Genomic DNA, 21,734 nt, shown 5'->3' on the forward strand with positions numbered 1-21,734 from the left:
AGCTTGGCCTTTCATGCTTCAGAGGGCTGCATCGTGTCGAACAAAAGAACGTGGTTGGTTGAGACCATCAAGGCAGACGAAACCCGTGAGCTATTTACTGACGGGATAGACGTAGCGTTAGGAGCGATATTTGAGTCCGATTTTTTAAGCCAAGTTCCGTTCGCTGGCATGGCAGTCAAAAGCTACCAGGCCGCTAAAGTTATCCAAGAGAGAATGCTGATTAAAAAGCTTGCCAAGTTTCTTTACTATCCAAGCCAGATGAGTGAAGCCGAGAAGCGTAAATTTTCTGCCCAGTTTGAAGACGCAGAAAAAGAGGAAGAATTTGGTGAGCAGATGCTGGTTCTGATCGATCAATCAGAAGACACGATAAAACCCGAAATTATTGGCAAGCTTATACACGCTCACGCAAAAGGGCACTTTGACCTTGCAGCCTTGATGCGCTTGTCCAAAATGGTCACCCGGTCTTTTGCAGAGGACCTTGATTATTTAAAGAACATGGATGGTCAGCATCAACGACGTGATAGCGATATCGAACATAGCCTTAACACCGTGGGCTTTTTGCGCCTAAAAGCTTATGAATATGGTCAGATGGGAGAAAGTGAAATTGCTCCAAGCGACATCGGCTATGAGAAAACGGTTTATGGTACCTGGGTAACAGAACTGGGGTTAATCGAAGGCCCACCTCCAGATCCTGAAGAACCTAACACTCTTTTTTCCTAAAGCGCTTTAAATCCACGCCCCGCCCTAAGCCCCCGATCATGGGGGCATGACAACACAAAGCCTTCACACCAAGCCCCGCGCTATCCATGTCGCCGTCTGCGCTCTCCGCGTGCAGATCACCGACGACAAAACGCGCCTGATGCCCGCTGGCACCTTTCACGCACCGCGTGGGGCTGCTGAGGGCTCTGGCCCGTGGCACCTATCTGCCGAAGCTGCTCAAGCGATTATCCGCCTGGCCGCTGCGCGCAGTACTGATATCGCCATCGACTACGAACACCAAACCCTTTACAGCGAACAGAACGGCAAGCCCGCGCCTGCCGCTGGCTGGGTCGACCCGCGCTCGCTTGAGTTTCGGGACGATGGCCTTTACGGCGCGATTGCATGGACCGCCAAGGCCCGCGCGGCGATCACGCCGGGACCAAACGGCGAGCCGCCTGAATATCTCTACCTCTCCCCCGTATTCCCGTACGACGCCAACGGTGTGCCGCTCGACCTGCTGCACCTGGCGTTAACCAACACCCCCGCCATCGACGAAGGTGCCGCGCAGCTTGCCGCTGCACGCATGTCGGTAACGCACGAACCCTCCGAGGAGACTGACACCGTGGACCGTGAACAACTGATTGCCGCACTCGGCCTGGCCAAAGAGGCCACCGACGAACAGATCGACAGCGCCATCGCCGCGCTGAAAACCGCCGCCGACGATGCCGCCGCATTCCGCCAGGCATTGGGTGCCAAAGACGACGCAAAACCGGATGAAGCCGTCGCCGCACTCAAGGCAAAAAGCGCTACTGCCCCGCCGGACATGACCCAGTACGTGCCCATTGCGGTATTCAAAGAGACCACCGACCAGTTGGCCGCACTGAGAGCCAACAGCAACTCCGCCGAGCTGGACGCGCTGATCAAGGAAGGCCTTGACGACGGGCGAATCCCCGGCAAAGCCACCGCCGATTGGCTGCGCGAGCAAGGCATTGCCGCGTGCAAAGCCCACCTTGAGGGCGCGCCCAGCATCGCCGCGCTAAAAACCGGCCAGACCCAAACCCAGGGCAAGCAGCCCGACGGTGGCAAGGGCGGCGATGACGACAAGCTCAACGAATCAGAGCTGGCCGTCTGCAAAGCGATGGGGCTGACGCCTGAACAGTATCGCAAGGCGAACCCGGCCCCAGCCGAGTAAGCCCCGCCGTTAACCCAACAGCCAAGAGGATCACCCCGTGACCGCCGCTACCAAAAACCGAAACACCGCCACGCGCTTGGGCTTGTCTCGCGGCCTGTTAGTCGCCGCTAGTGCCCAGTGCTTTGCGGGCACCATCGCTGTCATTAACGGCGATGGTTATACCCAACCCGGCACCACCGCCACCGGTTTAACCGCTGCGGGGGTATTCAGTTACTACCAGGACAACACTGACGGCGCTGACGGCGACGAAGTTGTCGAGGTCGAGCGCGGCAACTTCTGCCTGGACAACTCCACCGGTGCCGATGAAATCACCCGTGCCGACATCGGCAAGGTTTGTTTCATCGTTGATGACCAGACCGTGGCCAAAACCGACGGCACCACTACCCGCTCCCCCGCTGGCATTGTCGACGACGTCGACGATGCGGGCGTGTGGGTCAACATCGACCCGACTAACGGCGTTGCCGCTAGCGCTTGATAAAGGACTGACTTCATGAACCTTACTCCCGCTAACTTGCAGGCCTTGTTCCGGGCCTACAACACCAACTTCCAGCAGGGCTTTAGCTCGCTGGGGGAACAGGCCGCGCTGTACGAGACCTTCTGCACCGTCGTGCCCAGCACCACCGCCGTTGAGGTGTACCCCTTCCTCAAGTCACTGCCGCGCCTGCGCGAATGGCTGGGCGACCGGGTTATCCACTCACTGGAAGGCGGCGAGTTCAGCTTGAAGAACCGAAAGTTCGAGCTGACCGAGGGCGTACCCCGCGACAACATCGACGACGACACCTACGGACTTTGGTCCCCGGTCTTTGAGGAGTTCGGCCGCAGCTCACGTGAGCACCCAAACGAACTTGCCGTGGAAGTGCTGGAAACCAACCCGGAATGCTACGACGGCCAGCCGCTGTTTGATGCCGACCACCCCGTGCTGGATGAAAAGGGGCAAGAGATCTCGGTGACAAACGACATGGGAGGATCGGGCGACGCCTGGTACGTGATGGACAACACCCGCGTGATCAAGCCCGTCGTGTTCCAGAAGCGACGTGACTACAACTTCCGCTCGATCACCGACTTGAACGATACCCAGGTCTTCATGACCGACAAGTTCCTGTTCGGCGTAGACGCCCGCGTGAATGCCGGTGCAGGGCTATGGCAGCTCGCCGTTCGCTCTCGCCAGCCGTTTACCGCCGAGAACTATGAAGCGGCACGCCAGACTTTGACGAAGATGAAAGGCGACCATGGCCGCCCCCTGGCGCTGCGTCACTCGCACACCATGGTGCCCAACTCAATGGAAGGCGCTGCCCGTGCCGTGCTGCAAAGCCAGCTTGCCGCTGGCGGTGAGACCAACAAGTGGGCCAACACCTCGACGCTGGTACTCAACCCCTGGTTAGCCAGCGCCTAACGGCACGTTAACCGGTGATGAATCGCAGTGCCTGCCCCGGCGGGCACTGCGCAACGGAGATCCTCATGGCAACACGTAAAACCACCACGACAAAGGCCAAGCAGCCTACACGTGCAAAACCGACCGAGGCGAAAGCCGAGTCGGTAGCAGAAACGCCAGCCGAAGCTAGCGCGCCGGAGACTGACCAGGAAGCCCCGAAAGCGAGCACCGATGCAGCGGCTGTGCAAACCACGCCGGAAGCGAACGAGGCCGCAGTTCAGCCGGTACCTGAAACGCAAACACCGGCGGATGCCGGAGCGGCCACCGCCGATCAGGAAGCCCAGGCTAACGCAGGCGCGGCAACACCAGCACCTCAGCCTGCCGAGATCCAGGGCAATACCGTCTCGGGTGATGGCTCTGGTAACGCGCTGCCGCCTATCGAAGAGGCAGAAATTGACGCCGTGATGGTGCGCACAAAGCGCCGGGTCAAAAGCCGCCGCCGTGCTGGTCATCGCTTCAACCGCGAAGGCACCGCCATCGCTCTTGAGCTTCTGAGTGATGATCAGCTCAAGCAGCTACGCAGCGACCCTGCGCTAGAGGTCATGGACTGCACGGTTCCAGTGGCAGGTTTCAGCGAGCCGGAGGCCTAACCCATGCCCTACTGCACTCAGTCGGACCTCATCGAGCGCTTTGGCGAGAACGAGCTGCTTGACCTCGCTTCCGACGATACCGGCTTGGCCATTGATACCCCTGTCGTGCAGGGCGCTATTGCCGACGCCAGCGGCGAGATCGACGGCTACGTGAGTGCAGCGGGCTACACCGTGCCGCTTTCCAATGTGCCGCGCATCATCACCGCCTACGCCTGTGACATCGCCCGTTATCGGCTATCCGATGACCGCGCCACCGAGCAGGTCACCAAGCGCTACAACGACGCGGTGAAGTTCCTACGCAGCGTCGCCAAGGGCGAAGTGCGCCTCGGCATCGCCTCATCGGAAAGCGCAGCGGGAAGCGCTGGCAGCGTCATGATGGACACCGGCCGCCGCGTGTTTAACGGGGGTGGCTTCTAATGCTGGCCAAGATCGAAGACGCCATCATCGACCGCTGCAAACGGGTGCTCGGTGATCGCGTAAAGACCGTCGAAGACCTGCCAGGCAAATGGAACCAAAAGACCCTGCGTGCAGCGCTACGCAAAGTGCCAGGCGTGTTTGTCGCCTGGGGCGGCGCGCGCGGTGACGGCGACCTGGTCCAGCCCGCGACTCAAAACCGCTACGTGGTGTACGTGGTGACCGGCCACGCCAGCGGCGAGCGCGAACGCCGCCGGGGCAATACCCGCCAAGTGGGTGCCTATGAACTGCTCGAACGCGTGGTGCCCGCCGTGCATGCGCTCACCGTGCCTGATGTGGGCAGCCTGACGCTTGAGAGCATCGACAACCTCTACGCCGATCACTTCGACAAAGAAGGCGTTGTTGTTTACGCGGCTGCCTTCCGACTGAAAGTGCTGTGGCCAGGAGCCTTGAGCGTCAACGACCTCTACCCCTTCGAGCTATACACCGGCACCCACCACGTCGGCGGCGATGACGATCCCGACACAGAGAGCCGCGTCGAGCTACCCCAACCCCAGGAGGACTAACCGTGCCATCCATTTACGTTAAACCGCGCCTGCGCGATGCCAAAAAGCCCGACCAGGGCGTGCTGCTGGTGCGCCGCGAAAGCAACGGCAAGCCCATCCCCGCTGAGGGCGCGCACGTTGAGCATACCCCCTACATCCGCCGCCGCTTGCGCGATGGCGACTTAGTGCGCGCCCCGGCCCCGGTGAAAACCAGCCGTGCCAAAGCTAGCGCAAAACCGGATGCCACGCATAAGGAGGCTAGCCAATGATTACCTCTGGTGTCTTCAACGACATTCCCTCGGCGCTTCGCACGCCAGGCGTATTGATCGAGTTCGACGCCCGCCTGGCCAACAGCGGCGTATGGCAGACCCGCCTGCTGGTTATCGGCCAGCGGCTGGAAAGCGGCGAGAAAAACGCCCTGAGCGCTGACCGCGTGACCAGCGGCGAGCAGGCCGACCGCTACTACGGTCGCGGCTCCATGCTCGCTGAGATGCTGCGCGCAGCGTTAGCGATCGACCCCTACATGGAAACGATTGGCCTCGCGCTGGATGACCTGGTCGCGGGCACTACCGCCAGCGGCTCTATCGGTGTGGCGGGTACCGCCCTGCGCGGCGGTACCTTAGCGCTGTACATCGGTGGCTACCGTGTACGCGCCGGAGTGGAAGCAAGCGACAGCGCCGAGACAATTGCCCAGGCCCTGGTCGATGCGGTCAACGACGAAGGCCGTGTACCGGTTACCGCCACCGTCGATGGCACCGATGCCACCAAGATCAACGTGGTTTGCAAGTGGGCAGGCGAAACCGGCAACGATATTCACCTGGTGTTTAACGCCAAAGGCGAGCGTGGGCTGGACGGCGTGACGTTTACCCTGACCCAGCTCAGCGGTGGCGATGGCAACCCGGACATTGGCGATGCGATCGCGGCCATGGGTGATGAGTGGTACCACTACATCGCATGCCCCTTCACCGACACTGCCAACCTGGGTGAGCTGAAAACCGAACTGACCCGCCGTTTCGGGCCGATGGTGCAAACGGGTAGCCGTGCCTTCGGCGCGTTCCGCGGCACGCTTAGCGAGACCAGCACCTTCGGGAGCACTCTCAATGGCGAGCACCTGACAGTGATGGGTACCGGTCAATCGGTTAGCCCCACCTACCTATGGGCGGTCACCTACGCGATGGTCGCCGCCGGTGCGCTAACGATTGACCCGGCCCGTCCTCTGCAATACCTGGCACTGCCCGGTCTGATCGGCCCGCTCAAGGAAGACCAGTGGACCAAGGCCGAGCGCAACCTGCTGCTGTTCGATGGCATCGCCACGTTCACGGTGGCTGATGACGGCACGGTGCAGATCAACCGCGAGATCACCACCTACCAGGTCAACGAAGCGGGTATCGAGTCGGACGCCTACCTGGACATCCAGACGCCCGAAACATTGGAGCGCATCCGTTATGAGCAGATCAGCCGCATCCTGAGCAAGTACCCGCGCCACAAATTGGCCACCGACGCTGACGCGGCGCTCTACGGTGCTGGCCAGCCGATCATGACCCCCAATGTCTGCAAGGCCGAGCTGCTCGATCTCTACCGCGATTTTATAGAGAACGGCTGGGCGCAGGACTACGAGGGCTATGCCGCCAGCCTCACCGTCAACATCGACCCCGACAACCCGGCGCGCCTCAACGTGATCGACTCGCCCAAGCTCGTTGGCCAGTACCGCATCCACGCGATGCAAACCCAATTCCGCCGCTAAGCGGCCATTAACCGCCGTTTAAGGAGTGCGTAAATCATGACGCAACTAACAGGCAAGGCCACGGTGAAAGTCGACGGATCGGAGATGCTCACCGACGTCGACTCAACCCTCAACGTTGGGGGTGTAAGCCGTGAATTCATTGTTGGCCCACGCGGCCCCCAGGGTTACCGAGAGAGTCCCGAAGCTCCCGCGCTCACCACTACCGTGCGCCATACCGCCGATACCGACTTGATCGCACTTAGCCGTATCAAAGGTGCCACGGTGATCTTTACCACCGATACCAATGACGGCTACGTGCTTCGTCGGGCTGCGGTGACCGATACCGTCGAATTATCCGGCGGCAACATCCGCCTCAACTGGGGCGCCATGGGCGTGGAGAGACTCTAATGGCAGGTACACGAATCGACGTACCCCTGATCCACGGCCTCAAGATCGGCGAGGCCGTTTGTAAAGACGCGAAGCTGCGCGAAGCCACCGCTGGCGACGTGCTCGAAGCACAGGAAGCCGCCGAGCGGCTGATGATGGTCCCGACCCAGAACGGCGTCGAACCCATGCTAGTGGTCAGCCCTTCCCGCGTAGGCGTTGAAGTACTGCGCCGCCAGATCGTCAGCATCGGCGACGTCTCCGGCCCGCTGGACCTCAAGCTGATGCATAGGCTCCACCCCGAAGACCTCAACTTGCTACTGGCCAAGAGCGAGCAGCTAGATGGCGCCGCCGTTGCCCAGACCCAGGAGGGAGTGACGCAGCGGGGGCGAGGCGATAGCGATCGCCCAGCATCTGACGGGGCTGATGTGGGCGATCGCGTCAAGAACGGGATGGAGTGAAGCCGAGCAACGCGGCATGACGCTGCGACGCTTGCTCTGCTACTTGAATCAGGCAAGGAGTTAACATGAGCGAATTGCGCGCCAGTGTGGTGATGGATCTGCGTGGCAACCTCGAACGGCAATCACGCCGTTACGAGGGGGCCATGCGTACCATGGCCAACAACGGCCAACGCCACATGACCCGCTTGCAGCGCGTCACCGGCGGTGTTGGCCGCCAGCTCGACCGAGTCGGCAACCGCTGGATGGCACTGGCCACCGGTGCCGCTGGTTTCGGCACGGTGCGCAACCTGGTCAACCTGGAGGAACGCTTCACCCGCCTGGGCATTCAATCCCAACGCAGCGCAGAGGAAATGGAAGAGCTGCGCCGCCAGATTTTCGAGACCGCACGCGAGCCGGACATTCGCGTTGACCCTTCACAAATCACCGGGGCTATCGAGGCCATCGTCGAGAAGACCGGCGACCTCGAATTTGCCAGAGAGAACATCCGCAATATCGCTATGGCCATCTCCGCGACCGGCGCTGAAGGCGGCAACATCGGCGAGATCCTCGCCGAGTTCCAAAAGATGGATATACGCGGCATGGATGCGGTGCTGCAATCCATCGACACCCTAAACGAACAGGGCAAGGCCGGTGCCTTCACGTTGCAGAACCTGGCATCGCTAGGCCCTCGCGTGGTCACCGCCTATACCGCCTTGGGGCGCCAAGGGCCAGAAGCTATACGCGAGATGGGCGCGGCGCTTCAGGTCATCCGGCAAGGTACGGGTAGTTCTGAGGAAGCCGCTACAGCATTTGAAGCACTTTTGCGAACTTTCTCAAACGCTGAGAAGGCGGGTGAGATAACACGTAAAAGCGGTGTGCAAATTTTTGACCCTGAAGCTTTAAAAGAAGGTCGAGAAGTTTTGCGCCCGATCAACGAACTAATGGTAGAGCTTGTTGAGGCCGCCGATGGTCGTGCCTCTAGGATGTCGGATGCATTTCCCGATTCTGAAGCATTGAAGGCTTTCAGGTCTTTGATGGGTGAATACAACCGTACTGGTTCAGTGGAGAGCATGGGTCGCTTCTTTCAAGTACAGGGTGACGGCGCCACTACCGTGGCCGATTCCGCCCGCGCCGCCGACACCGCTGCCGGTTCAATGCGCAACCTCTCCAGCGCCTGGCAAAACTTCGCGGATTCCAACCTGACCGAGTACATCCAATCTGCCGCCGATGCGCTGAACAGCCTGGATCAAGAGACCGTCGACCGCTGGTTGCAGATTGCAGGCATGGCCGCTGGTGGTATTGGTGGCCTCTACGCGCTTCGCTCTCTTGGCAAACTAGCCATCGATTATAGACGTGGTGCAGGTGCCTTATTAGGCCGCCGCAGCACTAGCGGCGGCATTGCGGGTGCAGCGAGCAGCCTCGCCCCGGTGCCAGTATTCGTCACTAATATGGGCACCATGCCTGGCGGCCGTGGCCCTGGCGGTGGCTCTACAAACCGTACCACCCGCAAAGGCGGCGGCTATACCCCGCCCAATACGCGCACCGGCGGCAATAACCCAGCGCCACGCCCTCAACCATCACAACGGCCCACGCTATCGGCCAATGCAATCAACGCGGCCTCTAAAGTGGGTATGAATGGCGCCAACGCTAGGCTGGCTATTCCGGCCGTTAGCACGGTGCTGGCCGCACAGAGTATTGGCGCGATTATCGAAGACGCCGTAGAGCGTACCGAAACCGGCGGCAGGATCGGCAACTACGTAGAGCTGGCCAGAGAAACGGCTAAGCAAGCCGTGATGGAGTATGGGCGCAATTCAGTCGATACCTTCCGCGAAACCTCGGAAAGCGTACTGCGAATATTCGTTGATCAAGACGGGCGAGTGACATCTACCAGCGCCGAGCGGGGTCAGGGTGGGCCGGAGATTGATGTGGATCTAGGTAACTGGGGGACGTGGCCGTGAGTTTAGCTCTTCTCAAAACCAACATATGTTTCTTTCATGTGCTCAGGTTGCTGACCGCAAAATTCCGCTCCTTGTGCTTTTTGCACAACCCATCCGTCTGTCCAAATGTAATAGTCCAGGGTATGGCCGCTGGCAGTACGGCCATCGTTATCGACGATGAACTGGAGGTGCACCTCCCATGGCCAGCCATATTTATCTTCGCGGTAGGACATAGAGTCGATAAGCCTAACTTCAGGCTCGGTTATTCGGCTTTTAAAGACACCATCAACATGAGGACAGGTGTCGATAAAGTTCTTCAATGCAGTCTTGGCACCTTGGCGCTGATCCTCGGTTGCCTCACTCGCATACTGCATATCAATCACAAAAGTGTCGCTGTCATCCCCTTCAGTGAGGGAATCACCGATTACGCCACCCGCAAATTGCAAGCCAATAGCAGCTGCAAAACCGGCACCAATCAACATCGATTTCTTCATTTTTCTTCTCCCTTGCGTCAACGGAGTGTAGCCCAATGAGCTGGCGTGATCGAATCGGCGATGGTATTGCCGTGTTTCGCGGTGTCACTTTGTTCCTGGAGAAAGTCTCGATCAGCCCCGGCCGCCGGGTGCAGGTGCATGAATACCCGCTGCGCGATGAGCCCTACGTGGAAGACATGGGCCGCAAAGCGCGTGAGTGGCAAGTTACCGGCTATTTGCTGGGCGAAGAATACGACATCCAGCGCAACCAGCTCGCCGAAGCCCTGGAGCTGCCCGGCGCGTTTGAAATGCGCCACAGCTACTACGGCACCCATCGCGTGGTGCTGACCGGCGACCCACGCATCACGGAAAGCACCCGCGAAGGCGGCATGGCCCGTGTGACGCTGACCGTCGTGCGCGCCGACGATGCCCCGCGCTACCCACTGGCCGTGGCGGATACCCAACAAGTAGTAGGTGCCGCCGCTGAGTCGTCACGCCTGGCGATTCTGGATGAATTCATCGCCGCGTACGAAATCTTTGAGCTGGCCGTTGACCGCGTCGAGGCCATTGAGGCCACGATCCTGGGCGCGATCAGTGAGATCGAAGGCATCATAGGCGGTGTCACCGGCACCATCAGCCGCTTGATACGTACCCCCGCTGAGTTGGGTGCGGCGATTCTTTCCAGCATTGGCCAGATCAAGAACATGTTCGGCGAGCCTGGCCGTGCGCTGGGTGTTTATCGCGCGATGTTTGGCACTAATAACGGCCAGGTAGCCACAGTGCCACTGAGCGCACCGGCACCGCAAGCCACCCAGATACGCGCCCAGAATGCCGCCGTTGCCTTGGTGCGCCGCGCGGCAGCGGTCGAGCTAGCCGCAGCTAGTGCCGAATGGCGCTACCCCACGCGAGAAGCCGCCACCGAAACATTGGAAGCGGTGCATCTGGGCATTACCGAACAAATCAGCGGCAGCGTGCCGCCACTGCCGCAAACCACCCAACGCCTGGTGAGCTTGCGCGCCGCTGCCGTGCAGGATCTCCGCCGTCGCGGTACCGCGCTGCCGTCCCTCAAGTACTACACCCCCGGTGCGCGCCTGCCTGCCTTGGTGCTGGCCCACCGCCTCTACGGCGACGCACGCCGCGACGGTGACATCATTAGCCGCAACCGCGTGCGCCACCCTGGTGATGTTCCTGCCGAGCGTTTGGAGGTGCTGAGTGAGTGAACTCGCGCTAATCGTCGACGGCACCCGCCACCTGGGCTGGAAGGAAATCCAGATACGCCGCTCATTGGATGAGATGGCTGATGGTTTCGAGCTGGTGCTCTCCGAGAAGTGGCCGACCGCGACGGCACCACCGTCGAGCCGCGCCGCTTGCGCACTGGCCAACCGGTAGTCGTAGAGATCGACGGCGAGCCAGTAATCACTGGCCATATTGACGACGTACTACCCAGCTACGACGCCCGCTCGCACAGCCTGGTCGTCTCGGGTCGCTCCAAAACCGCCGACCTGGTCGATTCATCCAGCACCGCCCAGCCCTGGTCAACCGGCCAAACCGTGCTGCAAGTCGCCCGGCGCGTAGCTGAGCCGTTCAACATTGAAGTCATAGCAGAGGTCGACGTCGGCGCGCCGCTTAGGGCGCTGGAAGTCGAGCCGGGGCAAACCTACGGCGAGGCATTGATACAGATCGCCAGCTACCGCGCCCTGTTATTAGTCGCCGATGAGCAAGGTCGCCTGGTGATCACCCGCCCGCCACGCGCCACGCTGAAAACCGAGCTTGCCCTGGGCGAAAACATCCGCATCGCGCGTGGCCGGTTTTCCGACCGTGACCGCTTCGGCGAGGTGATCGTCCAGGGCCAAGGGGCTGCCGATGACACTTGGTATGGTGCCCCGGCCAGTGGCGCCTCTGGCCGTGCCAAAGATGACGGCATCAAACGCCACCGGCCCACGCTGGTGCTCTGCGATACCAGCACCGACTCTGCCAGTTGCCGCCAGCGCGCCGAGTGGGAAGTGCGACGCCGTTGGGGTAAATCACGCGGCATTACTTACACCGTGGCGGGCTGGCGTCATCAAGAAGGCCTATGGCGGCCCGGTGACCTGGTACCGATTCGTGATAAGTGGATGTTCGATGAGCCCGTTGAATGGTTGATTACAGAAGTGCAGCTGCTGCTCGATGAGCGCGGCGAACGTGCGGAGATCCGCGTTGCCCCGTTGAGTAGCTACGACATTGAAGCCGCACAAGAACCGGAACGGGAGAGCGACGTATGGTAGGCCGCGAGACAACCAAGCTGCTCAGCCCGCTGTGGCGTCGGCTGCGCCTGTTGATCAGCCGCGCCGTGGTCACCCGCACCGACAGTGCCAAAGGGCTGCAAATTCTCCAGCTCGACCTGCTGCGTGATGAAACCCGCGAGGTAGAACATATCGAGCCCTACGGCTTCACAGCTCGCCCGCTGCAAGGGGCCGAAGCCATCGCCGCTGCTGTAGGTGGTGCCCGTGGCCACCTGGTCGCGCTGCTGGCCACCGACCGCCGCTATCGCAAGAAAGGGCTAGCCGAAGGTGAAGTCGCGCTCTACACCGATGAAGGCGATGAGCTGGTGTTTAACCGCGGCCGCATCGTGCGTTTAAACGCCGGTTCAGCGGTCGAGGTTACTGCTCCCAAGGTGACGATCACCGCAAGCACTTCAATCACCCTGGCCACCCCGGATGTTTTCGCCACCGGCAACATCAAAGCCCAGGGCGATATCAGCGACGGCACTGGCAGCATGCAGGGCATGCGCGATACCTACAACGGCCACAATCACCCAGGCGATAGCGGTGGTACCACCAACAAACCCAACCAGGAGATGAGCTGATGGATATCACCCTGGATTGGCTTGACCAGGCGTTGGACGTCGCCTTGATCGACGGCGACCTGGCCACCGACGACGGCCTGCGCACTGCCGTAGCGCTCTCGCTGCTGTGCGATCGGCGCGCCGAGCCAGACGACATCATCCCCGACGGCACCGATAACCGGCGCGGCTGGTGGGCCGATGCCATCGCCGATACCGAGGGCGATAAATGGGGCAGCCGCCTTTGGCTGCTAGGCCGCGAAAAAGAACTGCCGGAAGTGCGCCGCCGCGCCGAGGCCTACGCCCGCGAGGCGCTCGCCTGGTTGCTGGAGGATGGCGTGGCGACCGAGATAGACGTCACCGCCGAGACCCTCGACCGCGACGTGCTCTGGCTAAAAGTGATCATCAAGCGAGGCGATGGCAGCCGCCTCGCCGACCGTTACCAGTACGTGTGGAGTTAATATGCCCTGGCAATCCCCAACACTAACCGAGCTGGCTGAACAGATCCGCGCCGACATGCGCGGGCGGCTCTCCGACGCCAACCCGGCACTACGCCGCGCCATGCTGCGCGTGATTGCCGATGTGGATGCCGGTGCGGTGCATGGCCTTTATGGCTATCTCGCCTGGCTGTCAAAGCAGCTGATTATCGACACCGCCGAGGCCGAATGGCTAGAACGCTGGGCAAGCATTTGGCGCATCTACCGCCAAGGCGAAGTCGCGGCCACCGGCCCGGTATTGCTTACCGGTAACCCGGAGGCGCAACTGCTGGCGGGTGAGGAATTCGAGAAAGACGGCATACGCTACACGCTTGATAGCACCGTTACCCTGGACGAAAGCGGCGAAGTGACCGGCGATGTGACCGCCGTTGATGCCGGTGATGAAGCCAACTTGGCCGCCGGTGAGACCCTACGCCTGGTGCGCGCCGTCAGCGGCATCGACGGCGAAGCCACCGTGGGTGGTGACGGCCTTACCGGCGGGGCCGAGCAAGAGCGCGACGACCGCCTGCGCGAACGGCTGTTGGAGCGCATCCAGCGCCAGCCTCACGGCGGCAATGCAGACGACTACATCATGTGGGTACGCGAAGCCCACCCGGACATTACCCGCGTCTGGGTCTCTCGCCACCAGCCCGACATCGGCGAGGTGACCGTGCGCTTCGTGTGCGACGATCTAGCCGACATAATCCCTACCGCCGCCGTGGTTGAAGCGGTGGATGAGTACGTTGATGACGTTCGTCCGGTAACGGCACGCGGCTTCTATGCCGTTGCCCCCGAGGCTTCACCCTTGAAGCTGGCTATTCGCCTCACACCAGACACTGCCGCAGCACGCAGCCGTGTGCAGGCTGCGCTGGATGACTTCCTCGGCCAAACCGCCGAACCGGGCGGCACGCTCTACCGCGAGCAGCTATCGGGCGTTATCTACGTCGCCGCCGGTGACAGCCGCCATGAGCTGGATAGCCCCTCAGCCGATGTCACCCACGGCGTTAACGACATCCCCGTGCGCGGAGCAATCTCATGGCTCTAACCCGCGACGATTATGCCGATCAACTCAATGCGCTAACGCCGCCAGGCCGCGCGTTACCACGCGAGACAGACAGCCAATGGCAGCGGCTCACCCAGGCCCGAGCGGGAGCGTTTTCCCGCGTGGACGGGCGCGCGGCGTCACTGCATGAGGAGGCCGATCCGCGTACCACCTCGGAGCTGCTGCCCGATTGGGAGCGCGTCACCGCCATGCCCGATCCGTGCGTTATTGGCGAGCAAACCGTCAGCGAACGGCAAGACGCCGTGGTGCGCGTACTCACCGGCACCGGTGGCGCGTCACGACCCTACTTTATCGGCCTCGCAGCCGACCTCGGCTACGACATCGAGGTCGAGGACTACACCGCCCACACCGTCGGCAGTGACGTCAGCGAGCCGATACGCAGCATCGATTGGCGCTGGGCTTGGACCATCCGCGCCGCCGAAGAGACCGTGCGAGCGCTGACCGTTAACAGCGGCGTCAACGAAGCCCTGGCCACCTGGGGCAATGAGCGCCTCGAATGCGTATTCGAGCGGCTCGCCCCGGCCCATTCCATCCTCATCTTCGCCTATGGAGAGCAAACCTCATGGTAGATCGTGTCTATCAACGCAACACCTCGGACTCGGCTCCCCAGCCACCCACTGACCCGAGCATCGGCTACCCCACCGGTGGTAATCCCGCCCAGGGTGTACCCGCAACGATCCCAGGCCCGTACTGGTACCACATGATTACCGAAAGCCTACGACGTGTCGTCGTAGAGGCTGGTCTAACGCCCGATCATCAGGAACTAGATCAGGTTGTTAGCGCACTCACGCGCCTCACGGCTCGTAATGTGACAACGATCACCGCATCCGGCTCCCCAAAGGCGTTGACAGTTGCCGACGCTGGGCTAGTGCTGATCGATGCGACCAGCGGAGCCGTTTCAATCACTCTGCCCAGTGCCGTTAGTAATCCTGGCGTTAGCTATCGAATAGTGCGCACCGACACCGCGAATGCCAACGCAGTCACAATTACACCGGATGACACCGACACGATTGAAGCTGAAGAAAACTTAAGCATTGTCGTGGGCGATAGCCGCAATATTGAGTCTGACGGTGAAGCCGACTGGAAGCGATCAGAGCCGGTCGCTTCTGAAACTCTCCAGGGCATGCTAAAGGTCGCAACCCAAGCCCTTGTAGATGCGGGAGACGATGACGCGACAGTGGTAACGCCGAAAAAAATGCGCTGGGGTGTCTCGTTTAGCGCGGGCAGCGATGGTTATCTGGCATTACCTAGTTGGATGGGTGGCTTTATTTTTCAGTGGTTAAATCAAGCAGGAAGCGCAGGAGAACGCACATCACAATTCCCGATACCTTTTCCGGAGGCTCACTATCGTTCAGCGCTCATGCAGGCATCAACTTCGGGAACGTCAGCCGGAACGGCGCTCTATAGAAACGCAACACAAGAAGCAATCACAATGTATTACTCGACTAATTACACCGGATTAATCATCTCGATCGGCCGATAAATGAGAGTTAAAAAAATGCACTATAGCGCAACGAAAAAAGCATTTTACCCGACTAATATGCGTAGCACTTATCAAGCGAACGGGTCCTGGCCAGTTGACGCGATCAAAGTTACTGACGCCGAATGGAAAACTTACGGTCAGAGCCAGCCACCCGACGGAATGCAGCGCGGCGCCGATGAAAAAGGCCGCCCGTCATGGGTGCCGATCCCGCCGGACGATCTCGACACTCTCGCCGCCAAAAAGCGCGGTGAGATCGATTCGGCTGCTGCACGTGCGGTCGCAGACATACGTAGTCTATACCCCGATTTCGAACGGGAAACATGGGGAGATCAAGAAGATGAAGCCCGCGCCTGGACAGCTGACAACACGGCGCCAACCCCGACGCTAACCGGAATCGCCGAGGCACGCGGGGTGACGGTAAAGTATTTAGCGCCGAAGGTCATCGAAAAGGCGGACCAGTACCGAACCTTAGCTACAAGCGTCGCTGGCAAGCGACAGCGGCTGGAGGACGATATTGCCGCAGCCCTGGAGGCCGAGGATCGGGAAGGCCTGGAAGCCATCGAATGGAGCAACGCTGAATAAAACGTAGAAGGGAGTGACCACCGAAGGTGCGGTAACACCAACAGTGGACACCAACAAGCAGCACACACCTGCAAGTCGGCCAAGACTCCCCCGCCTCGCGAGGCGTTAGAGAGTCTAAGCTAAACGTTAGATTCGTTATAGGCTTGACAGAGTGTTAACTGAAATCCGTTGTAAACAGTGCAGCCGCAAGCTGGCCACCGCCAGCGACTATCAATTCATTGAAATCAAGTGCCCGCGTTGTAAGCACTTAAACCAGCAGAGAGCCACGAGCTCCAAACCACCAAAGGAGATGCCTCGTGGCTAACCCAATCATTCCCTGGATGGGCGGCAAGCGCCGTCTCGCTGACCGTATTTTCCCACTAATGCCGCCGCACCAGTGCTACGTAGAGCCCTTCGCAGGAGGGGCCGCGCTTTTCTTCCTGCGCCCATCTCCTGCCGAGGTGGAAGTACTCAACGATGTAAACGGTGACTTGGTGAACCTATACCGCGTAGTGCAGAACCATCTGGAAGAGTTCGTAAGGCAGTTTAAATGGGCACTCTCAAGCCGCCAGGTGTTCGAGTGGCTGAAGATGACACGGCCTGAAACGCTCACTGACATCCAACGGGCAGCCCGCTTCTACTACCTACAGCAAAACGCCTTCGGGGCCCGCATTGAAGGCCAGAGCTTTGGCACCGCTACCACCACGACGCCAGGCTTAAACCTGCTGCGCCTGGAGGAGACGCTATCAGCGGCGCACTTGCGCCTATCAAGCACCTTTATAGAGCACCTAAGCTGGCAGGATTGCATCGAACGTTATGACCGACCACATACCCTCTTTTATATGGACCCACCCTACTGGCAGACGGAGGGATATGGGGTACCCTTTGGCATAGAACAGTACGAGGAAATGGCGAGCATGCTAGCCAAGCTCAAAGGCAAGGCCATCATCAGCCTCAACGACCACCCAGACATCCGCCGGATCTTCGCGGACTACCACATCGAAACCACCGATATACGCTACACCGTCGGCGGCGGCAAAGGCTCAGACGCCAAAGAGGTGCTGATCTTCAGTTGGGATGTTGAGGACGAACCGGCAGGCTTGTTTTAAGTGCCAAAGGAAATGCAAAGGCGAGTGTTTTACCAGCTATAGCGCTGTGCCAAATGCGGCGCAAGAAAGTGCCAAATGCGGCGCGCGGTTACACCAACGGGCGGATGAAACAAGCCGCCAAGCCATCCCATTGGCAATGTCTACGCTGTGGACACTTTGTAGACACCCACAAAAAAGCCGCCCTAGAAGGCGGCCTTTTAAAATTCTTTAACGTGCTAGTTTTAAACCACTTTTTAGTGGTGCCGACACCAGGAGTCGAACCCGGGACCTACTGATTACAAGTCAGTTGCTCTACCAACTGAGCTATGTCGGCTACACGTAAAGTCGGCAATGGCTGGGGTACCAGGATTCGAACCTGGGAATGCCGCTACCAAAAAGCGGTGCCTTACCACTTGGCGATACCCCAGCAGTGTGGTGGCCAGAGACGGAATCGAACCGCCGACACGGGGATTTTCAATCCCCTGCTCTACCGACTGAGCTATCTGGCCGCTGCCAACGGTGCGTATTAAACAAGAATCTCGGCTTTTCGTCAACTCCTTTATAAAACTTTCCGTTTTGTCGGCAAGTTATGTGGCTTGTGTCGGCGGCACGTAACCTTCGGCCTGGTCGGTTTCCTGGTTATCGAAAAAGCGCTGCATCTGCTCCATCAGGTAGGCGCGAGCCTCGGGGTCTAACATGTTGAGGTGTTTTTCATTGATCAAGCGCGTTTGCAATGCCTGCCAGTCTTCCCAGGCCTGCTTGGAAACGGTTGCCTGGATTTCCTGGCCCTGCTTCCCCGGCAGGGGTGGAAATGGCAGGGCTTCCAGCTCTTGTTGATACTTGCGGCAAAATACGGTCTGCGGCATGAGATGGCTCCTAGACTTAGCGGCTACTCAGGGTCAAGCGTGCCCTGGCGTCGACGTCAGTGTGAAAGGGGTAAGTTGATTGATCAGCGACTTTACGGGGGCGGCCAGGCCGAGCTCAGCCGGTTGGCTGGGGTCGTACCAGACACCTCCTTCGCGCACGCCCTTCAGCCTATCGCAACTGACTGGCTGCGGGGTAATCGCCAGACGAAAATGACTGAAGGTATGCTGAAAACAGGCCAGAGGTGGCAAACGCTCAGGCCCCAGCACATGGTCATCCAACCATGAGGCCAGTTGGCTTTGGCTGTCAAACTGCGGCAGGCTCCAAAGCCCACCCCAAAGCCCGCTTGCCGGACGTTGCTCAAGCCACACCCGTCCGTCTGGGTCGTAAAGCATCAACATGATGGTTTCCCGCGTGGGTAAGGGTTTCTTGGGCTTGGATTCAGGATAGCGCTTGGTCTCGCCTTGCGCGTAGGCCAGGCAGACATCATTGAAAGGACAATGCCCGCAAAGCGGGGTACTGCGCTTACATAGCGTGGCACCAAAATCCATCATGGCCTGGGTGTAATCCGCCACGCGGGAATCGGGCGTGTAGTAGTCAGCGAGGGCCCACAGTTTGCGTTCGACGGCAGATTTACCCGGCCAGCCCGCCACCGCATGCAAGCGCGTCAGCGAACGCTTGACGTTGCCATCCAGGATAGCAGCACGCCGCCCGGTGCTCTGGGCGATAATCGCTCCCGCCGTCGAACGGCCGATGCCAGGCAGCGCCATGAGCCCCTCGACGCTGTCGGTGGGTAGTTCCCCGTTGTGGGCCTCAAGCGCCACTTGCGCGGCTTTATGCAGATTACGCGCTCGGGCGTAGTAACCTAGCCCGGTCCACAGGTGTAGCACTTCATCCTGAGGCGCCTCGGCCAGTGCCTCCAGCGTCGGAAAACGCGCCATAAAGCGCTCAAAATAGGCAATGACCGTGGCCACCTGGGTCTGTTGCAGCATGATTTCAGAGACCCAAACGCGGTAGGCGCTGCGCGGTGATTGCCAGGGCAGATCATGGCGACCGTAGCGGTCAAACCAGTCTAGCAAACGCTGTTGAAACACCTCAGCGGCCAGCCGCGGCGCGGGCATGTCCGTCATGCAAACTCCTTAATCAAGCATTGCGCTGATATAAAAAAACAGCGCCGATTCAAGACCGGCGCTGTTCGGGCTGATGGCCACTAATCAAATAAACGCTGCAGCCCCTCACGCAAGGCATTGCCACTGCCTTCACCCAGACGTTCGTCAAGTGAATCAAGCGATTCGCCCAGGCGTTCCTCAAGGGCTTTGCTTACCTGCCCACCGGCTTCTTCCTGAATGAGCTCGACAACAGCACCCTGAAAAGCATCACGATCAAAACGACACCACTCGCCACGGGCGTCGCTGATATGGCCCTCGCAACGCAATGGCAACGGCAGTGCTTCAAGACGGGGATTCACATCGCACGCGGCATCTGCGGTATCCACAAGCCCGGCATTGGCATGCGTATCAAACCGTTGGCTGGTGAGGTCGTATTCGCCCTCGCCCTTTACCTCGATCCCCGGCACGGTGATGATCAAATCGTCGCTGCGCACCACGCCGTCTCGAATCTGCAGCGTTGCGGCAAACTCATCGAAGGCGGTATCGCTTGACCAGTCACGCTGGACTTCCTCGCCTTCCAGCCGGGCAGCAAGCTCGCACATCTCTTGAGAGACATTAATGTCGAGAATGGCGCCCTCCGTTAACCGGGCCTTCAGGTCGCCATTCAGGTGGCGCAGCAATGCCTCGCGCTGATTACCGCGCGTTGTGAGATCTCCGCTCAGATTAAGTCGCCCCCTCAGCGGAGACGCCTCATCACCCTCGCTCAACGTCTCGATAAGCGGCGCTACCTGAACATTTTGCATGGTGGGTGAAAGCGCCCACTGCAGTTCATCCTGAGTGGCGTCTATGCGCCCGCTCGCGGTCAATTCGCCTTCGTAAAAGCCCGCTTCAAAATTGCTTAGCTGATGCAGCCCCTGATCGCCCTGCATCTGGAGGCGCGCATCGCTGAACGCCATGCCCGCCAGCTCAAGCGACTCGATATTCAGGCTGCCATTCACGCTTGACGACGCCAACCACGCCTGGGGCAGGAGCTCAGCCGGGCCGTCGGCAACGGCGGCCTTGATAACCTCCAAGCTTGCTTGCTGTTCGGTTTCTTGGCGCGGCAGATAACGGTCCAGGTTGAGCACGTCACCTTGAAGGTCAAAGTCGACACGCGACCCGTCCAGTCGCGACGCGATATTGCCAGTAAAAGTACTGTCATCCACTACCAGCGAGAGGCTGGGTAGCGATACTTTCTGCAAGTCCCCTTCAATGGGGCTGGTCATGGCAACATCGCTGAGTGCCGCTTCACTTGCCGTCTCAAGCACCACACCCGACCGAGCCAACCACGGGCGCAAGGTGAATGGCGCGACGGTTAACTGACCTTGGTATTCCGGCGCATCGCGGAATTGCGACACGTTAAGGTGACCGCTGACACGCAGGTTATCAGGCCCGGTCAGTTGCAGTTCTTTTAACCGTGCGGTTTGCGCCTGCCAGTCTCCATCCAGACCAAACGCAAGCGCCAGCGCCAGCCCACCATCCCAGTTTTCCGGATGGCGAAGAGTGGTTTCCAGCTTTCCATCGCGAATGCTCAGTTGCTGCTCAGCGAGCCGGACAATGGCTTCAGTCGCTGATACGTCGAACTGCTGCGGTTCGCCTTCAGCCTCAAACCGTGTGCGCGTACTAAGTTGGGTGTTTTCCAGCACAAACTTCTGTTCTGACAAGCCAAGTTGCATGCGTGTTTCAAGGCCGATATCGCTTGATATATTGGGCGCTCGCTCCAATGCCTCAGCGTCCAGGTTATTGTGCTTTGTCAAGGTGAACATGGCCTTAAGCGGAAAGGCACGAACAGGATTGACGTTACTACCAGAGACATTCAGGTCTCGCACATGCCACAGCGCTTGGGCCTGCTCATCCCGGAAACGGATATTGGCCCCGCTGATATTGACATTGGCAATACTCAACACGACTTCCAGGCTGCCAGCATCCACGTTGGGACCCGCACTCGCTGGCGCCAGCACGGTTTCGGCTTCTTCGCTTTGCTCTACAAGCCTGTCCAGAAGCGGCTCCCAGTTGCCCTCGCCGTCGGCATTGCGCTGCAGATTTAAACGCACGCCGTTCAGGGTCAAGCCATCAACGGCTATTTCACCGCGTAACAAGGGCGCAAAAGCGACGCTGACCTCGGCACGGTCGACCGCCGCAAACGCCGTGTCTTCTTCATCTTGACTGGGAAGCCTGGCATTGGCCGTCTCTACGCTGACGCCAATACGCGGATAAAACGACCAGTTGATCGGTCCATCCAGATCCAGGTTCAGTCCTGTTTGTTCTTCGACCACGGCAGTGAGGCGAGGCTTAAAGTCCTCCGGGTCTAAAAATGTCGTTACGTACACGACAGCCGCGACAGCCACAATCGCCAAAATACCAATTGCAGCGAGTACAATGCGTAATAATTGTCTCATTA

General features: G+C 59.8%; 27 protein-coding genes and 3 tRNA genes. 23 read left to right on the plus strand and 7 right to left on the minus strand.

Annotated elements, in window-relative coordinates; translation table 11 throughout:
• Positions 1-54: 54 nt before the first annotated feature.
• The 12 genes from B7L15_RS11335 to B7L15_RS11390 all read left to right on the plus strand — a co-directional run bounded on the left by B7L15_RS11335 (position 55) and on the right by B7L15_RS11390 (position 9,377).
• Positions 55-720 carry a hypothetical protein gene (locus tag B7L15_RS11335; protein ID WP_085919085.1) on the plus strand — a complete coding sequence of 222 codons (666 nt, stop codon included), beginning with the start codon at positions 55-57 and terminating at the stop codon, positions 718-720.
• Between the two features lie 46 nt (positions 721-766).
• Positions 767-1,891, plus strand: a complete 1,125-nt coding sequence (locus B7L15_RS11340; RefSeq protein ID WP_085919086.1) for a phage protease — start codon at positions 767-769, stop codon at positions 1,889-1,891.
• Between the two features lie 37 nt (positions 1,892-1,928).
• Positions 1,929-2,366 carry a hypothetical protein gene (locus B7L15_RS11345; RefSeq protein WP_085919087.1) on the plus strand — a complete coding sequence of 146 codons (438 nt, stop codon included), beginning with the start codon at positions 1,929-1,931 and terminating at the stop codon, positions 2,364-2,366.
• Between the two features lie 15 nt (positions 2,367-2,381).
• Entirely contained in the window at positions 2,382-3,284 is a 903-nt protein-coding gene (locus B7L15_RS11350; protein WP_085919088.1) for a Mu-like prophage major head subunit gpT family protein, read from the plus strand.
• A 65-nt stretch (positions 3,285-3,349) separates the two neighbouring features.
• Positions 3,350-3,913, plus strand: a complete 564-nt coding sequence (locus tag B7L15_RS11355; protein ID WP_085919089.1) for a hypothetical protein — start codon at positions 3,350-3,352, stop codon at positions 3,911-3,913.
• Between the two features lie 3 nt (positions 3,914-3,916).
• Positions 3,917-4,330: a gp436 family protein gene (locus tag B7L15_RS11360; protein ID WP_085919090.1), complete on the plus strand. Its 414-nt coding sequence runs from the start codon at positions 3,917-3,919 to the stop codon at positions 4,328-4,330.
• A complete protein-coding gene (locus tag B7L15_RS11365; protein ID WP_085919091.1) occupies positions 4,330-4,893 on the plus strand; it encodes a phage protein Gp37 in 564 nt (187 codons plus the stop codon). The genes B7L15_RS11360 and B7L15_RS11365 overlap by 1 nt, the downstream gene beginning before the upstream one ends.
• 2 nt (positions 4,894-4,895) lie before the next feature.
• A complete protein-coding gene (locus B7L15_RS11370) occupies positions 4,896-5,141 on the plus strand; it encodes a DUF2635 domain-containing protein (protein WP_085919092.1) in 246 nt (81 codons plus the stop codon).
• Positions 5,138-6,616 (plus strand): phage tail sheath subtilisin-like domain-containing protein, encoded by a 1,479-nt coding sequence (locus B7L15_RS11375; RefSeq protein ID WP_085919093.1) that lies wholly within the window; start codon positions 5,138-5,140, stop codon positions 6,614-6,616. The genes B7L15_RS11370 and B7L15_RS11375 overlap by 4 nt, the downstream gene beginning before the upstream one ends.
• A 36-nt stretch (positions 6,617-6,652) precedes the next feature.
• The gene (locus tag B7L15_RS11380) at positions 6,653-7,003 is read left to right on the plus strand and encodes a phage tail tube protein (protein ID WP_085919094.1); all 351 of its coding nucleotides are present in this window, start codon (positions 6,653-6,655) and stop codon (positions 7,001-7,003) included.
• Complete coding sequence (locus B7L15_RS11385; protein WP_139839368.1) at positions 7,003-7,440, plus strand: phage tail assembly protein; 438 nt, start codon at positions 7,003-7,005, stop codon at positions 7,438-7,440. Before B7L15_RS11380 ends, B7L15_RS11385 begins: the two co-directional genes overlap by 1 nt.
• 65 nt (positions 7,441-7,505) lie before the next feature.
• On the plus strand, positions 7,506-9,377 hold the full coding sequence (locus tag B7L15_RS11390) for a phage tail tape measure protein (RefSeq protein WP_085919095.1): 1,872 nt from the start codon (positions 7,506-7,508) through the stop codon (positions 9,375-9,377).
• 2 nt (positions 9,378-9,379) lie between these two features.
• Here the strand turns inward: B7L15_RS11390 and B7L15_RS11395 are convergent, their stop codons facing one another.
• Positions 9,380-9,850, minus strand: coding sequence for a hypothetical protein (locus B7L15_RS11395; RefSeq protein WP_085919096.1), 471 nt, complete (start codon positions 9,848-9,850; stop codon positions 9,380-9,382).
• Between the two features lie 35 nt (positions 9,851-9,885).
• Between B7L15_RS11395 and B7L15_RS11400 the strand changes: the two genes are divergently transcribed.
• From B7L15_RS11400 to B7L15_RS11445, 11 genes are all read left to right on the plus strand, one after another.
• Entirely contained in the window at positions 9,886-11,049 is a 1,164-nt protein-coding gene (locus B7L15_RS11400) for a DNA circularization protein (protein WP_085919097.1), read from the plus strand.
• Positions 11,042-11,218 carry a phage baseplate assembly protein gene (locus B7L15_RS19970; RefSeq protein ID WP_369596860.1) on the plus strand — a complete coding sequence of 59 codons (177 nt, stop codon included), beginning with the start codon at positions 11,042-11,044 and terminating at the stop codon, positions 11,216-11,218. The genes B7L15_RS11400 and B7L15_RS19970 overlap by 8 nt, the downstream gene beginning before the upstream one ends.
• On the plus strand, positions 11,158-12,093 hold the full coding sequence (locus B7L15_RS11405) for a phage baseplate assembly protein (protein WP_085919098.1): 936 nt from the start codon (positions 11,158-11,160) through the stop codon (positions 12,091-12,093). The genes B7L15_RS19970 and B7L15_RS11405 overlap by 61 nt, the downstream gene beginning before the upstream one ends.
• Complete coding sequence (locus B7L15_RS11410; protein ID WP_085919099.1) at positions 12,087-12,674, plus strand: phage baseplate assembly protein V; 588 nt, start codon at positions 12,087-12,089, stop codon at positions 12,672-12,674. The genes B7L15_RS11405 and B7L15_RS11410 overlap by 7 nt, the downstream gene beginning before the upstream one ends.
• The gene (locus tag B7L15_RS11415; protein ID WP_085919100.1) at positions 12,674-13,111 is read left to right on the plus strand and encodes a phage GP46 family protein; all 438 of its coding nucleotides are present in this window, start codon (positions 12,674-12,676) and stop codon (positions 13,109-13,111) included. The genes B7L15_RS11410 and B7L15_RS11415 overlap by 1 nt, the downstream gene beginning before the upstream one ends.
• Position 13,112: 1 nt before the next feature.
• Positions 13,113-14,171 carry a baseplate J/gp47 family protein gene (locus B7L15_RS11420; protein ID WP_176243675.1) on the plus strand — a complete coding sequence of 353 codons (1,059 nt, stop codon included), beginning with the start codon at positions 13,113-13,115 and terminating at the stop codon, positions 14,169-14,171.
• A complete protein-coding gene (locus tag B7L15_RS11425; RefSeq protein WP_085919102.1) occupies positions 14,162-14,758 on the plus strand; it encodes a YmfQ family protein in 597 nt (198 codons plus the stop codon). The genes B7L15_RS11420 and B7L15_RS11425 overlap by 10 nt, the downstream gene beginning before the upstream one ends.
• Positions 14,752-15,672 carry a gp53-like domain-containing protein gene (locus B7L15_RS11430; protein ID WP_085919103.1) on the plus strand — a complete coding sequence of 307 codons (921 nt, stop codon included), beginning with the start codon at positions 14,752-14,754 and terminating at the stop codon, positions 15,670-15,672. The genes B7L15_RS11425 and B7L15_RS11430 overlap by 7 nt, the downstream gene beginning before the upstream one ends.
• Positions 15,673-15,687: 15 nt before the next feature.
• On the plus strand, positions 15,688-16,254 hold the full coding sequence (locus B7L15_RS11435; protein WP_176243676.1) for a tail fiber assembly protein: 567 nt from the start codon (positions 15,688-15,690) through the stop codon (positions 16,252-16,254).
• Between the two features lie 151 nt (positions 16,255-16,405).
• Positions 16,406-16,558, plus strand: a complete 153-nt coding sequence (locus B7L15_RS19975) for a Com family DNA-binding transcriptional regulator (protein WP_139839369.1) — start codon at positions 16,406-16,408, stop codon at positions 16,556-16,558.
• Positions 16,551-17,342, plus strand: a complete 792-nt coding sequence (locus tag B7L15_RS11445; protein ID WP_085919106.1) for a DNA adenine methylase — start codon at positions 16,551-16,553, stop codon at positions 17,340-17,342. The genes B7L15_RS19975 and B7L15_RS11445 overlap by 8 nt, the downstream gene beginning before the upstream one ends.
• A gap of 237 nt (positions 17,343-17,579) precedes the next feature.
• Here B7L15_RS11445 and B7L15_RS11450 read toward each other — a convergent pair.
• The 6 genes from B7L15_RS11450 to B7L15_RS11475 form a co-directional block, all read right to left on the minus strand.
• Positions 17,580-17,655, minus strand: a tRNA-Thr gene (locus B7L15_RS11450).
• 18 nt (positions 17,656-17,673) lie between these two features.
• A tRNA-Gln gene (locus B7L15_RS11455) sits at positions 17,674-17,748 on the minus strand.
• Between the two features lie 6 nt (positions 17,749-17,754).
• Positions 17,755-17,830, minus strand: a tRNA-Phe gene (locus B7L15_RS11460).
• A gap of 78 nt (positions 17,831-17,908) precedes the next feature.
• Positions 17,909-18,187: an oxidative damage protection protein gene (locus B7L15_RS11465; RefSeq protein WP_085919107.1), complete on the minus strand. Its 279-nt coding sequence runs from the start codon at positions 18,185-18,187 to the stop codon at positions 17,909-17,911.
• 33 nt (positions 18,188-18,220) lie between these two features.
• Positions 18,221-19,315, minus strand: coding sequence for an A/G-specific adenine glycosylase (gene mutY / locus B7L15_RS11470; protein WP_085919108.1), 1,095 nt, complete (start codon positions 19,313-19,315; stop codon positions 18,221-18,223).
• An 80-nt stretch (positions 19,316-19,395) separates the two neighbouring features.
• Complete coding sequence (locus B7L15_RS11475) at positions 19,396-21,732, minus strand: AsmA family protein (protein WP_085919109.1); 2,337 nt, start codon at positions 21,730-21,732, stop codon at positions 19,396-19,398.
• Positions 21,733-21,734 lie beyond the last annotated feature (2 nt).

It is taken from the genome of Halomonas sp. CSM-2 (genome assembly GCF_002119345.1).
Taxonomy (GTDB): domain Bacteria; phylum Pseudomonadota; class Gammaproteobacteria; order Pseudomonadales; family Halomonadaceae; genus Vreelandella; species Vreelandella janggokensis.